The organism is Rhizobium sp. S96, from assembly GCF_030382195.1.
GTDB lineage: Bacteria > Pseudomonadota > Alphaproteobacteria > Rhizobiales > Rhizobiaceae > Rhizobium.
Window position 1 is genome coordinate 39,488 of sequence record NZ_JAUDRY010000010.1, and the last position, 13,579, is coordinate 53,066.

Below are 13,579 nucleotides of genomic sequence, written 5' to 3' on the forward strand. Positions count from 1 at the left end.
AGCCCGGTTTCGACCGGGCTTTTTTCATTTTGGAGGGGTGCCGTTGTCGGCAAGGACATCGCCGACAAGATAAAGCGATCCGCCGATCAGAATTCGTGGCGGGTGCTCCTGTTCGACGGCGCTCTCGCGGATTGCTTCGAGCGCGTCGCTGACCGTCGACATCGGCTCGGCAATGAGCCCAGCATCATACGCGGCATTCGCGAGAATGACGGGATCGATCATCGCGTCGCTGCCGCGGATCGGCACGCAATAGACCTTCTCGGCCAGTCCCTTGAAGGCGTTGAAATAGCCGACCGGATCCTTGGTGTTGATCATTCCGATAATCAGGAAGAGCGGCCGCGGCTGCTTCTCCTCGAAATTGGCCATGGCTTCCGCGATGACTTCTCCGGCACCGGGATTGTGCCCGCCATCGACCCAGATTTCCGCCCGTGGCGGCGCGCTGGCCATCAGATTGCCGTCGCTCAGCCGCTGCAGTCGACCCGGCCATTCGACCGCGCTCATCGCCTTTTCCATCATCGCTTCTGTGACGGCGAAGCCCGCCGCCTTTACGGCGCGGATCGCGGCCGCGGCATTGGCGTATTGGTGGCGACCGGGAAGTCGCGGTAGCGGCAAATCCGCCAAACCGAATTCGTCCTGGTAGACGAGCCGACCGTATTCCTCATGGGCCATGTAGTCCTGGCCGAACGCCGCGGTCGGGCAATTCAGCCTTTCTGCCGTCGACATCAGGACATCGAGGGCGGCGTCATATTCTTGCTTGCCGATGACAACAGGGCATCCGCGCTTCATGATGCCTGCCTTTTCCGCAGCGATCAGTTCAACGCGATCGCCAAGATAGGGCTGATGATCGAGCGAGATCGGCATGATGACGGAAACAGCGGGATCGGAGATGACGTTTGTGGCGTCGAAACGACCGCCGAGGCCGACTTCGATGATCGCGGCATCGGCCGGCTGTTCCGAGAAGAGAAGGAAGGTAACGGCCGTCAAGATCTCAAAGACAGTGACCTTTTGTCCGTCGTTGGCGGCGGCAACGCGGCGCAAGGCGTCGGCGAACACAGCGTCGTCAACCAGCTGGCCGCGGCCACCCTTCACGCCGATGCGGTAGCGTTCATGCCAATTGACCAGATGCGGCGAGGTGTGGACGTGGGCGCTGTAGCCGCCGGCCTCGAGCAGCGCACGGCAGAAGGCCGTGACCGACCCCTTGCCATTGGTGCCGGCAACGTGGATGACCGGCGGAAGCTTCTTCTGCGGATCGCCGAGAACCGCGAGAAGACGCGTAATGCGATCGAGCGACAGATCGAAGCCCTTGGGATGTAATCCCATGAGCTTGTCGATCTCCTGCGCTGCTTCGCTCACTGCGGTTTGACCTCTGGGTATCATTGCTCAACCCGCCTGTGATTGTGACGATCAGGCGCTTGCGGCGATCGCAAGCGATCCGCTGCTTTCCTTGGAGAGATTTGCTGCCGGCTTCTTGGTCAGGATCTTCAGGACGCGCGCCAGCGTGTCGGGAATGTCGTGACGCTTGACGACCATGTCGACCATGCCATGTTCCAGAAGGTATTCCGACGTCTGGAAGCCTTCCGGCAGCTTTTCGCGGATCGTCTGCTCGATGACGCGCTTGCCGGCGAAGCAGATTTCAGCGCCCGGCTCGGCAAGATGCAGGTCGCCCAGCATCGCGTAAGACGCGGTGACGCCGCCCGTCGTGGGATTGGTCAGCACCACGATATAGGGCTGGCCGGCTTCCTTGAGCATATCGACGGCAACAGTCGTGCGCGGCAGCTGCATCAGCGACAGTATGCCTTCCTGCATGCGGGCGCCGCCCGACGCCGGGAACATCACCAGCGGGCACTTCTCGGCAATCGCACGCTCGAATGCCTTGACGATGGCCTCGCCAGCGGCGATGCCAAGCGAGCCGCCCATGAAGTTGAATTCGTGCACGACCGCAACGAGCTTCAGACCCTGAACCTTGCCGACGCCGGCAACAATCGTGTCCTCCTGGTCGGTCTTGACGCGGCTATCGCGCAGACGGTCGGTGTACTTCTTCGAGTCACGAAACTTCAGCGGGTCCTGCGCCACTTTCGGCTGCGGCAGCGCTTCGTAGGCGCCGTCATCGAAAAGATCGGCAAGGCGCGCCTTTGCCGGCATCTTCATGTGATAGCCGGAAGCCGGAATGACCCACTTGTTGCTTTCCAGGTCCTTGTGGAAGACCATTTCGCCCGTTTCCGGGCACTTGATCCAGAGGTTCTCCGGCACTTCGCGACGGCCCAGCATGGAATTGATGCGGGGGCGAACGTAGTTGGTGATCCAGTTCAAGTCGAAAACTCCTAATTGACTATTGCCAATGTGGGAAAACTATTCGGCAGCAACAAGGCGCGCCGAACGTGTTCCCGATGACAGCCCGCGAACGAGCGTGGCGACAGCCTGAACGGTATCGGCAGTCGCCTTACCGTCCTTGGTCAGGCTGAGCGCCACCTGATTGACGATTGCCGTGCCGACGACGACGCCATCAGCGGAACCGCCGATGACCTTCGCATGATCGGCCGTCTTGACGCCGAAGCCGACGCAGACGGGCAGGTTTGTATGCTGTTTGATACGCGCGACGGCACCGGAAACCAGCGACGGATCCGGCAGCGCGGAGCCGGTAATGCCATTCATCGAGACGTAATAGACGAAGCCCGACGTGTTCTTCAGAACGGTCGGAAGACGCTTTTCGTCCGTCGTCGGCGTCGCCAGACGGATGAAGTTGATGCCCTTGCGGATGGCGGGAATGCAGAGCTCGTCATCCATCTCGGGCGGAAGATCGACAACGATCAGGCCGTCGATGCCGGCTGCCAATGCATCGTCGAGAAACTTCTCGACGCCATAGATGTAGATCGGGTTGTAGTAACCCATCAGCACGATCGGCGTCGCATCGTTGGTCTTGCGGAAGTCGGCTGCAAGCTGCAGCGTCTTCTTCAGCGTCTGCCCTGCCTTCAGCGCACGTTGGCCGGCAATCTGGATCGCCGGGCCATCGGCCATCGGATCGGAGAAGGGCATGCCGAGCTCAATCACGTCGGAGCCGGCCTCGGGCAGCGCCTTCATGATACCGAGCGATGTTTCGTAGTCGGGATCACCGCCCATGAAATAGGTGACCAGAGCCGGACGGCCTTCAGCCTTCAGATCGGCAAATCGTTTGTCCATACGTGCGGTCATGACTTATGCACCCATTCCCAGAATCTTGCCGACAGTGAAGATGTCCTTGTCGCCGCGGCCGGAGAGGTTCATCAGGATGATTTCATCCTTGCCCATCTTCGGTGCGCGCTTGATGACTTCGGCCAGTGCATGCGACGGCTCCAGTGCCGGGATGATGCCCTCGAGGCGCGTCAGCGTCTGGAAAGCTTCGAGCGCCTCATGGTCCATGATCGGGACGTATTCGACGCGACCGATATCGTTCAGGTAGGAATGTTCTGGGCCGATGCCGGGATAATCGAGGCCGGCCGAAATCGAGTGGCCTTCCTTGATCTGGCCATCGCTGTCCTGCAGCAGATAGGTACGGTTGCCGTGGAGAACGCCAGGCGAACCAGCGGTGATCGATGCGCAGTGCTCGTCGCCCTGCAGGCCCTTGCCGCCGGCCTCGACGCCAACGATCTTGACGCTCGCGTCGTCGAGGAAGGGATGGAAGATGCCGATCGCGTTCGAACCACCGCCGACGGCGGCAATGACCAGATCCGGCAGGCGGCCTTCGGCCTCCAGCATCTGCTCCTTGGCTTCCGTGCCGATCACGGCCTGGAAGTCGCGGACCATCTCAGGATAGGGATGCGGGCCGGCAGCGGTACCGATCAGGTAGTAGGTATCATCGACGTTGGTGACCCAATCGCGCAATGCCTCATTCATCGCATCCTTGAGCGTGCCGTGGCCAGCCGTTACCGGCTTCACTTCTGCGCCGAGAAGCTTCATGCGGAAAACGTTCGGGGCCTGACGTTCGACGTCGGTTGCGCCCATGTAAACGACGCAGGGCAAGCCGAAACGGGCGGCAACCGTTGCGGAGGCGACGCCGTGCTGACCGGCACCTGTTTCGGCGATGATGCGGGTCTTGCCCATGCGCTTGGCAAGCAGGATCTGGCCGATGCAGTTGTTGATCTTGTGCGAACCGGTGTGGTTCAGCTCTTCGCGCTTGAAGTAGATCTTGGCGCCGCCGAGTTCCGCCGTCAGGCGTTCAGCGAAATAGAGCGGGCTCGGACGGCCAATATAATGCGCGCCGAGATGCTTCAACTCCGCTTGGAATTCCGGATCGTTCTTCGCCTTATCCCATTCGGCCTGGAGATCCAGGATCAGCGGCATCAGCGTTTCGGCGACGAAGCGCCCGCCGTAGATGCCGAAACGGCCATCTTCATCGGGGCCGGAACGGAAGGAATTCGGTTTTGGCGTCTCGTTCAATTTCAACTCCCTGAGGCCGTTTCAGGCTGGCAGGCCCGCTCGACCGCATCGAAAAACTCATCGATCATCGCGACGTTCTTTACACCAGGGGCGCTTTCGACGCCCGAGGACACGTCAATCCCGGGCGCCTTGGTGATGGCAAGCGCCTCAGCGATGTTGCCTTTGTTCAAGCCACCGGAAAGCATGTAATCCACATTGCCGTCAAGCCAAGTGAGCAGGCTCCAATCGAAGGAAACACCGTTGCCGCCAGGCAATTCAGAGCCCTTCGGGGGCTTCGCGTCAAACAGAAACCGATCGGCGATGCCAATATACGCTTCCACGCGCTTGAGATCATCCGCGGTTCGCACGGAAAACGCCTTCATCACTGGCAGCCCGTAAACCGCCTTGATGGTCAGAACACGCTCGGGGCTTTCCTCGCCATGCAGCTGGAGGATATCGGGCTTCACAAGCGCGACGATTTCATCCAGATCGTCGTTCGTCGGATTGACGACGACCGCGACGATCTTCGCCCGTCCCCGGATCGGATCGGCCAGCTTGCCGGCGACATCTGGTTCGACATATCGCGGGCTTTTCTCGAAGAAGATGAATCCGATATGGCTCGCGCCGCGCGTCAGCGCCCGATCAATCGCCTCAGCCGTCTTCAGGCCGCAGATTTTAATATCCGGTTTCATGGCAGCGAAGTGACACGAAAAACGCTGGGAGTCGAGCCAATTTGCGACGGAGCCCGTATTTTGAACGCTTACGTTTCAGTCGAAATCGATCGCGTGGAGTTGGCTGCCGTGCCGCTTGAGCCAGGACTTAGATTCATCCATGTGCGGACATAGCTTTTTGCACAGCGCCCAGAAGTGAGGGCCGTGGTTCATTTCCTTGAGATGTGCAACCTCGTGGGCGGCGAGATAATCGATGACAGAGGGCGGCGCCATGACGATACGCCAGGAGAAACTGAGGTTGCCCTCGAAGGAGCACGACCCCCAGCGACTGCGCGTGTCCTTCATGGAAATCGAGGCGATCGTCGCACCGATGGATTGGGCATGAAATCTCGCCAGCCTTTCGAGATCGGCCCGCGCCTCCTTTTTGAGGAAGGTCGAAATGCGACGGCCAAGATGCTCCGGCATGCCGCTGACCCTGAGAATGGGCTTGCCGTCCACGACGACCGCCTCGGTCACGCCGCGGAGGCTACCGGTGTGCTGGATGCGATGGGATACACCGCGCAGGGAAATATCCCCGCCATCGCGCAAACCTGTGTCGGGAGAAAACTTGGCGAGCTTGGTCAGCAGCCAACCCTGGTGCCGGTCGAGAAAGGCGTTGACCTCGCGCGCGGCCAAACCGCGCGGTACGGTCATCTTCAACGCCTTTCCACCCGGCTCGATCCGCAAGGTGATGCGGGTCGCCCGTTCGTGCTGCTTGATGGTCAGCGGCATCAGGCGTCCGGCCACGTCAAGCGTTCGCGTCTCGGGCTGAGGCGGTCCCCGAACACTACGGCGTGGCTTGGATAGAAGCGGGAACATAGGCATTTTCTATATGATTCGCAGCGTTTCCGGGCAAAGAAAAGCCGGCATCAAGGATGCCGGTTCAAAGTTTCGGTGCTGAGTTATGTTACGGTGCCTGGTATTCGGCAACCGGACCGTCGCCGTCGCGCCTGGTATTCTTGCGATCGCGCATGAAGCGATCGAACTCGTCCTGATCTTTGGCACGGCGCAGCTCACGAACGTAGGAATCGAATTCCTCGCGCATTTCGTCAAGCTTGCGGCGCTCTTCCTCAAGCCGATCAAGCTCGGCCTTGCGCCAATCGTCGAAGGCAACGTTACCGGTCGTGAAGTGGTGGCGGTAGCGACCATGAGAACGTCGGCAGCCGGCGAAGAATCCATCGGCGGCGTTGTTTGCTTCGCGCTTGAAGCCGCGAAGACGCTCCCCGAAGATGATGTAGGCGAGCATGGCGAGACCCAGAGGCCAGAAAACCACGAAGCCGAGGATCATCAGGGCAATGGTAGCCGGAGTCCAATCCGGTCGAAGCAATGCTGACTGGTTCATCGTGCGGTATCCTCGCAATTCCGCGCCCGGCAAAATGCCGAACGCTGGAAATCGATGTGGTAACCCCGCAGAACAGCTTCAAGACGGCCCACCACTCAAATCGGACAAGCCATTGAAACGCAATCACTAATTCAGAACGCGCTAAATCCGATGGACTTTCCGCCCTTGATAACGCGCTTGACCGACGATTTTCCAGATCGCGCGTGGGTACGAACGAAATTGACGATACGCGGCGCAATTTCGCGGCGGAACCGTGAGCCGTTGAACACGCCATAGTGCCCGACATCAGGCTGCAGGTAATGCATGCGCATATTGTCGGGAATGTTCACGCAGATCGTCTGGGCGGCCTGGGTCTGGCCGACACCTGAGATGTCGTCGTTTTCGCCTTCGACGGTCAGCAGGGCCACGTTGCGGATGGCGGCGGGATCGACGCGTTGGCCGCGATGGACCAGTTCGCCCTTCGGCAGCGAATGCTTGATGAACACCTGATCGACCGTCTGGAGATAGAACTCCGCCGTCAAATCCATCACGGCAAGATACTCGTCGTAGAAGTCCCGGTGCTTCTCCGCGGGCTCTCCATCGTTCTTCACCAGATGCATGAAGAATTCCTTGTGTGCGATCAGGTGGCGATCAAGGTTCATCGACATGAAGCCGGAAAGCTGCAGAAAGCCCGGGTAAACAGGACGCATAAAGCCAGGTTGTGGCCAGGGAACGTTCATGATGACATTCTCGGAAAACCACTCCAGCGGCTTGTCCTTGGCGAGCTGATTGACCGCCGTCGGATTGATCCGCGTATCGATCGGGCCACCCATCAAGGTCATTGATGCCGGCGACAGCGGATCGCCGGCTTGTTCCATCACCGCGGCTGCAGCGAGAACGGGCACGGAAGGCTGACAGACGGCGATGACATGCGTATCGGGGCCAAGAAAGTGCAACATTTCAATGACATAATCGACATAATCGTCAAAATCGAAGTTGCCTTCTGTCATCGGCACCATGCGGGCGTCGATCCAGTCAGTGATATAGATATCGGCGTTCGGCAGCAGCGCCTCGACGGTGCCGCGCAACAACGTGGCATAGTGGCCGGACATCGGAGCAACGACGAGAATGCGGGGGTCGGTCGGATGCCCATTCTGAACGTCGCGTGCGAAATGCAGTAGGTTGCAGAAAGCACGTGACCAGACGATCTCTTCGCGCACGGCAACCTTGCGCTCGCCGATCACCGTCTCCTTCAACGCGAAGGGCGGCTTTCCGTAACGGCGCGTCGTGCGCTCGAACATTTCGAAACTGGCGGCCATCGTGCGGCCCCAGGGGGTCTGCGCCAGAGGATTAAGTGGATTGGCATAGGCTAGACGCATGACATCGGCGAACGCCCGATAAGGTGCCATTGCGGCATGGTTCAATTCGTAAAGCTGATAAAACATGAGTGCGCCACCTTTCTCTGATCTGGAAGATGATGCCGATTGAAGGGCATCGAAGTCTTTCCAACGACATGCTGGCACCTCAACGCAGATTAACAGGTTTTTGTTGCGCAGCAACATTGCCATCCGCACCGCAAAAAGAAATGCCGGAGATATGATCCCCGGCATGATGGTGCGCTTGAATGCTTAATGTTCGCGAAATGAGGCTCAGCGGTCCGCCAGAAACGTCTGCTTCTGGGTGCCAAGACCCTCAATGCCGAGTTCAACGACATCACCGGCCTTGAGGAAGCGTGGCGGCTTCATACCCAAGCCAACGCCCGGGGGTGTCCCGGTCGAGATCACATCACCTGGATGAAGCGACATGAACTGGCTGAGGTAGGAGACGACATGGGCTACGCCGTAAACCATCGTCTTCGAGGAGCCGTTCTGCATGGTTTCGCCATTGACCTTGAGCCACATACCCAGATTCTGTGGGTCGGCGATCTCATCCTTCGTGACCAGCCAGGGACCGATCGGTCCGAACGTGTCGCAGGACTTGCCTTTCGTCCACTGGCCCTGGCGCTCGGTCTGGAACGCCCGCTCCGACACATCGTGCGAGACGCAGTAGCCGGCAACGTAATCAAGCGCATCCGCCTCGCTGACATATTTCGCCGTCTTGCCGATTACGACGCCAAGTTCGACTTCCCAGTCCGTCTTTTCCGAACCGCGCGGGATCAAAACATTGTCATTGGGGCCGACAATCGCCGACGTCGCTTTCATGAAGATGACCGGCTCCGACGGTACGGTGGCGCCGGTCTCGGCAGCGTGATCGGAAAAATTGAGGCCGATGCAGATGAACTTTCCGGTGCCGGCGACACAGGCGCCAATACGGCCCGGCGCAAGTTCCGGCAGGCTGCTTGGGTCCAATGCCTGGAGCTTGGCAAGCCCGGCAGGCGAGATGGCTTCACCCCCGATGTCGGAGACATGAGCCGACAGGTCGCGGATCTTGCCCGCTTGATCGAGCATGGCCGGCTTCTCGCGGCCAACCTCTCCTACACGCATGAGCTTCATTGAATTTCCTCCTCAGCGAAATCGAAGTTTGATCACCTATGAACGAATTATTCACGGGTGTCATTACGGCTTTTCGGCGAAGCGGTACGCACCGTCAGAAAATCTCGGCGAGCGCGGGACCGACAGGAACGATTCTGGTCGGGTTCAGGCTTTCGATCGAATAATAACCGCGCTTGATATGGTCAAAATTGACGGTCTCAGCGATGTCCGGCCAATCCAGCATATTCCTGCAGAAGCGGCGCAGGTTGGCATAGTCCGAGAGGCGGCGGAGGTTGCACTTGAACAGGCCATGATAAGCCACGTCGAAGCGAACCAGCGTCACGAACAGGCGGATGTCGCTTTCGGTGGGATGGTCGGCAAACAGGAAAGCGCGATTTTCAAGCTGCGGCTCAACCCAATCCAGGCAGTCGAAGACGCCAGCGAAGGCTTCTTCGTAAGCGATCTGGGTGGTTGCAAAACCCGCGCGGTAAACGCCATTGTTCAAACTGGGGTAGATGCGCTCGTTGAAAGCGTCGATTTGCGCGCGCCATTCAGCCGGATAAAGATCGATCGAATGCGTGGCCAGCGAACCGAAGCCGTCGTTCATCATCCGCAGGATGTCGGACGATTCATTGTTGACGATTGTCTTGCGGTGCTTGTCCCAAAGGACGGGGACGGTCGCGCGGCCTGTGAAGTCGCTGGCGGCACTGGTATAGATCTCGTGCATATAGCTGGCGCCCTGGACGTGATCCTCCGTCGCGCCTGGATAGGTGCCGAAACGCCAGCCCTCCTTGGTCAAGGACGGCTCGACAATCGAGACTGAAATCGCCGACTCCAAGCCTTTCAGTTTTCGGCCGATCAGCGTTCTCGATGCCCAGGGACAAATATAGGCGACATAGAGGTGATAGCGCCCCGCCTCGGCCTGGAAGCCCGCCTCGCCGGTCGGGCCGGCGCTTCCGTCAGGCGTCACCCAGTTGCGAAAACTAGATGTCTGGCGAACAAAGCCGCCTTTCGCATCCTTGGACTGTACCGGTTGCCAATCTTCCGTCCATCTGCCGTTTACAAGCAAAGCGCACTCCATATGTTACCAATTTGGCCGACCTTAGCGCGCTTTCGCACGCGCGGGAGGCCACATTTATTGAAACAGTCTGTGCACCGTCGGCTGGACGCACTGCTTGCCAACTACGTTTGTCGGCGCCTAAGACTGTTGGTGCAAAGGAAGCATGACATGCCTGTTTCGACATCCACCGTGCGCACGACAAACGGAAGCAAGTACCTTCAACAGCTCTGCAAGCATTGGAGCCACAAGTTTGCGGTCGAGTTCGATCCGGACCTTGGGCGTATCCCCTTCAACGATCCCGTCGAACTCACGCTGAAAGCAGAAGAAGCCACGCTTGTTCTGACGCTCACCGCTGCCGAACAAGGGCAGCTTGAGCGTTACGAGGCCGTCGTGGCCGACCATCTCAAGCGCTTCGCGTTCCGTGAAGAACTCGACATCACCTGGAATTCCTGAATCCACCAAAAGCCGGAAGAACCATGACAAAGAGCAACAGCCGCGAATCCTCCTATTCCATCGATCCGATTTTCCTGGATCGCTGGTCACCTCGCGCATTCACCGGTGAGGTTATTGCCGAAGCAGACCTGCTGACCGTACTGGAAGCCGCGCATTGGGCGCCGTCCGCTTCCAACCAGCAGCCGTGGCGCTTCATCTATGCCCTCAAGGGCTCCGACGACTGGGACAAGTTCGTCGACTTGCTGGTCGAGGGCAACCAGGAGTGGGCGAAGAACGCTTCGGCGCTGCTTTTCGTCATTTCCAGGGAGTTCAACGGCGAGTTTTCCGAAGGCCGCAAAAGCTATACGCATTCCTTCGACGCCGGCGCCGCTTGGGGCCATTTCGCATTGCAGGCGAAATTCTCAGGTTTTTATGCCCATGGCATGGGCGGGATAAAGCACGATCAGATCCGCGCGACATTCGCGATCCCGGAGGGCTACCGCGTGGAAGCAGCGATCGCCTTCGGCCGCTTAGCCGACAAGAGCGTGCTATCTGAACACAATCAGGAGCGAGAGTTTCCGAGCCAGCGCAAGCCGCTAGCCGATGTCGCATTCAAGGGCAAATTCGTAGCAAACTGAGCGCTGAATGCAGAAATCCCCGCGGAGCCATAAGCTCGCGGGGATTTCGATCGGGGAGTAGACCTTAGATGTCGAGGTTGGCGACGTTCAAGGCGTTGTCCTGAATGAACTCGCGGCGGGGCTCCACTTCGTCACCCATCAAGCGGGCAAAGAGGCCATCGGCATCCGTTGCATCGGCTACCTTGACCTGCAGCAGCGAGCGGACGTTCGGATCCAGCGTGGTTTCCCAGAGCTGCTCGGCGTTCATCTCACCGAGACCCTTGTATCGCTGCATCGTCAGCCCCTTGCGCCCGCTGGCAAAGACTGCCTCGAGAAGCGCCCGCGGACCGGAAATTTCCAGCGTCCCATCACGCCGTGTCAGGCTCGGAGGTGTCTGGTAGATATCCTTGAGGCGCGCCGAGAGCTGATCGATGTGCCGGGCGTCCTGCGAGCCGATCAAGGCCATATCCAAGACGACAACTTCCTTGACGCCGCGAACCATGCGTTCCAGGCGAAGACCGCCCTCGCTGGTCAGGCCGCCTTCCCAGCCGCGCTCCGTTTCCTCGGCGATAACATCAAGGCGCCGGGCCACGTCGTTCGCCAACTGCTCGGCGCGCGCACGATCGCTCACCGCTTCCGCGTTCAGGGCGCCTGCAATTGCTGCCTGCTCGACAGCGGCGCGGTTATATCGCGAATGCAGATTGTCGAGCAGCGCGCGCAGCCTGAGTGCATCGAGAATGACCTCGCGCAGGTCCTGGCCCACGCGGACTTCGCCGCCTCCAACCGTCAAGGCCGCATCTTCAAGACCCTGGCTGATCAGGTAATCCTCAAGCGCCTTCTCGTCCTTGACGTATTGCACCGACTTGCCGCGCGATACCTTATAAAGCGGCGGCTGGGCGATATAGAGATGCCCACGTTCGATCAGTTCCGGCATCTGACGGAAGAAGAACGTCAACAGCAATGTACGAATATGTGCGCCGTCCACATCAGCATCAGTCATGATGATGATCTTGTGATAACGCAGCTTGTCGGCGTTGAACTCGTCCTTGCCGATACCGGTACCCAGAGCCGTGATCAGAGTGCCAATTTCCTGGCTCGACAACATCTTGTCGAAGCGAGCGCGCTCGACGTTCAGGATCTTACCGCGGAGCGGCAGGATTGCCTGGTTCTCGCGCGAACGGCCCTGCTTGGCGGAGCCACCAGCGGAATCGCCCTCGACGAGAAATACTTCCGACTTCGCCGGGTCGCGCTCGGAACAATCTGCGAGCTTGCCGGGCAGCGACGCGATATCAAGCGCACCCTTACGACGGGTGAGTTCGCGTGCCTTGCGCGCAGCCTCGCGCGCGGCGGCAGCTTCCGCGACCTTTCCGACCAGCACCTTGGCATCAGCAGGATGCTCCTCCAGCCAGGTCCCGAGCGCTTCGTTGACGAGCCGCTCGACAACGGGACGAACTTCGGAAGAAACCAGCTTGTCCTTGGTCTGGGACGAGAACTTCGGATCCGGCACCTTCACGGACAGGACGGCGGTCAAGCCTTCGCGGCAATCGTCTGGAGCGAGCGTGACCTTCTCCTTCTTCGTGATACCGGAGGTATCGGCATAGGAGGTGATCTGCCGCGTCAGCGCCGCGCGGAAGCCGGCCATGTGGGTGCCGCCGTCACGCTGCGGGATGTTGTTGGTAAAGCACAGCACGTTCTCGTGGTAGCTATCGTTCCACCACATGGCGACTTCGACGGTGATGCCATCCTTCTCACCACGGATCGCGATCGGCTTCTCGACAAGCGGCTTCTTTGCGCGGTCGAGATAGGAGACGAAGGCTTCCAAGCCGCCGTCATAGACCATCTCTTCTTGTCTTACGTCCGAGTGCCGCTTATCGGTTAAAAGAATGCGGACGCCCGAATTGAGGAACGCGAGCTCGCGCAAGCGGTGCTCAAGCGTGCCATAGTCAAACTCAGTCATCGTGAAGGTTTCGGAACTGGGCATGAAGCTCACTTCCGTTCCGGTCGCACCGCCGGACTCGCCCGTGATCTTGAGCGGAGCGTCGGCAACGCCGTGCGTAAAGCTCATCTCATGGATATTGCCCTGGCGCCGGATCTTGAGCTTCAGCCAGACGGAAAGAGCGTTGACAACGGAAACGCCGACGCCGTGCAGACCGCCCGAAACCTTGTAGGAATTCTGGTCGAATTTCCCGCCCGCATGAAGCTGGGTCATGATGACTTCGGCAGCCGAGACGCCTTCACCGCTATGAATATCGGTCGGGATTCCTCGCCCGTTGTCGGTGACGGTGACCGATCCATCGGGATTGAGCGCTACCGTGACGATATCCGCGTGGCCGGCGAGCGCTTCGTCGATGGCGTTGTCGACGACTTCGTAGACCATGTGGTGAAGGCCCGAGCCGTCGTCGGTGTCGCCAATATACATGCCGGGGCGCTTGCGCACGGCATCAAGGCCCTTGAGAACCTTGATGGAGTCTGCGCCATATTCGGTGCTAACGCCGTTTTCCGTCGCGGGTACATCGGTCATATTGTCGAGAATTTCCCTGTTGTCAGAGCCGTAGAGAGACTTGCGAATCACCGGC

At 59.4% G+C, this 13,579-nt stretch carries 13 protein-coding genes; 2 read left to right on the forward strand and 11 right to left on the reverse strand.

The window, feature by feature from the left end; all coding sequences use genetic code 11:
- Positions 1 to 24: 24 nt before the first annotated feature.
- The 10 genes from QTL94_RS12445 to QTL94_RS12490 form a co-directional block, all read right to left on the reverse strand.
- Positions 25 to 1,377, reverse strand: coding sequence for a bifunctional folylpolyglutamate synthase/dihydrofolate synthase (locus QTL94_RS12445; protein WP_289801793.1), 1,353 nt, complete (start codon positions 1,375 to 1,377; stop codon positions 25 to 27).
- A 27-nt stretch (positions 1,378 to 1,404) separates the two neighbouring features.
- A complete protein-coding gene (gene accD, locus QTL94_RS12450; protein ID WP_065690620.1) occupies positions 1,405 to 2,310 on the reverse strand; it encodes an acetyl-CoA carboxylase, carboxyltransferase subunit beta in 906 nt (301 codons plus the stop codon).
- A 39-nt stretch (positions 2,311 to 2,349) separates the two neighbouring features.
- A complete protein-coding gene (trpA, locus tag QTL94_RS12455; RefSeq protein ID WP_289801794.1) occupies positions 2,350 to 3,189 on the reverse strand; it encodes a tryptophan synthase subunit alpha in 840 nt (279 codons plus the stop codon).
- A gap of 3 nt (positions 3,190 to 3,192) precedes the next feature.
- Positions 3,193 to 4,413: a tryptophan synthase subunit beta gene (gene trpB / locus QTL94_RS12460; RefSeq protein ID WP_289801795.1), complete on the reverse strand. Its 1,221-nt coding sequence runs from the start codon at positions 4,411 to 4,413 to the stop codon at positions 3,193 to 3,195.
- Between the two features lie 2 nt (positions 4,414 to 4,415).
- The gene (locus QTL94_RS12465; protein ID WP_289801796.1) at positions 4,416 to 5,084 is read right to left on the reverse strand and encodes a phosphoribosylanthranilate isomerase; all 669 of its coding nucleotides are present in this window, start codon (positions 5,082 to 5,084) and stop codon (positions 4,416 to 4,418) included.
- 75 nt (positions 5,085 to 5,159) lie between these two features.
- Positions 5,160 to 5,921, reverse strand: coding sequence for a M48 family metallopeptidase (locus QTL94_RS12470; protein ID WP_289801797.1), 762 nt, complete (start codon positions 5,919 to 5,921; stop codon positions 5,160 to 5,162).
- An 88-nt stretch (positions 5,922 to 6,009) separates the two neighbouring features.
- Entirely contained in the window at positions 6,010 to 6,444 is a 435-nt protein-coding gene (locus QTL94_RS12475; RefSeq protein ID WP_289801798.1) for a DUF2852 domain-containing protein, read from the reverse strand.
- Positions 6,445 to 6,575: 131 nt separating this feature from the next.
- Entirely contained in the window at positions 6,576 to 7,868 is a 1,293-nt protein-coding gene (locus QTL94_RS12480) for a polyhydroxyalkanoate depolymerase (RefSeq protein ID WP_289801799.1), read from the reverse strand.
- Positions 7,869 to 8,072: 204 nt separating this feature from the next.
- Positions 8,073 to 8,915 carry a fumarylacetoacetate hydrolase family protein gene (locus tag QTL94_RS12485; RefSeq protein ID WP_113521536.1) on the reverse strand — a complete coding sequence of 281 codons (843 nt, stop codon included), beginning with the start codon at positions 8,913 to 8,915 and terminating at the stop codon, positions 8,073 to 8,075.
- Positions 8,916 to 9,009: 94 nt separating this feature from the next.
- Positions 9,010 to 9,963, reverse strand: coding sequence for a glutathione S-transferase family protein (locus tag QTL94_RS12490; protein ID WP_289801801.1), 954 nt, complete (start codon positions 9,961 to 9,963; stop codon positions 9,010 to 9,012).
- A gap of 159 nt (positions 9,964 to 10,122) precedes the next feature.
- Here QTL94_RS12490 and QTL94_RS12495 point away from each other — a divergent pair, with 159 nt between their 5' ends.
- Together QTL94_RS12495 and QTL94_RS12500 are read left to right on the forward strand one after the other, a co-directional pair.
- Positions 10,123 to 10,407, forward strand: coding sequence for a DUF2218 domain-containing protein (locus QTL94_RS12495; protein WP_289801803.1), 285 nt, complete (start codon positions 10,123 to 10,125; stop codon positions 10,405 to 10,407).
- Positions 10,408 to 10,430: 23 nt separating this feature from the next.
- Positions 10,431 to 11,024 carry a nitroreductase family protein gene (locus QTL94_RS12500; protein WP_289801805.1) on the forward strand — a complete coding sequence of 198 codons (594 nt, stop codon included), beginning with the start codon at positions 10,431 to 10,433 and terminating at the stop codon, positions 11,022 to 11,024.
- Between the two features lie 64 nt (positions 11,025 to 11,088).
- Here QTL94_RS12500 and gyrB read toward each other — a convergent pair whose 3' ends face one another.
- Positions 11,089 to 13,524 carry a DNA topoisomerase (ATP-hydrolyzing) subunit B gene (gene gyrB, locus QTL94_RS12505; RefSeq protein ID WP_113521596.1) on the reverse strand — a complete coding sequence of 812 codons (2,436 nt, stop codon included), beginning with the start codon at positions 13,522 to 13,524 and terminating at the stop codon, positions 11,089 to 11,091.
- Between the last annotated feature and the right edge of the window lie 55 nt (positions 13,525 to 13,579).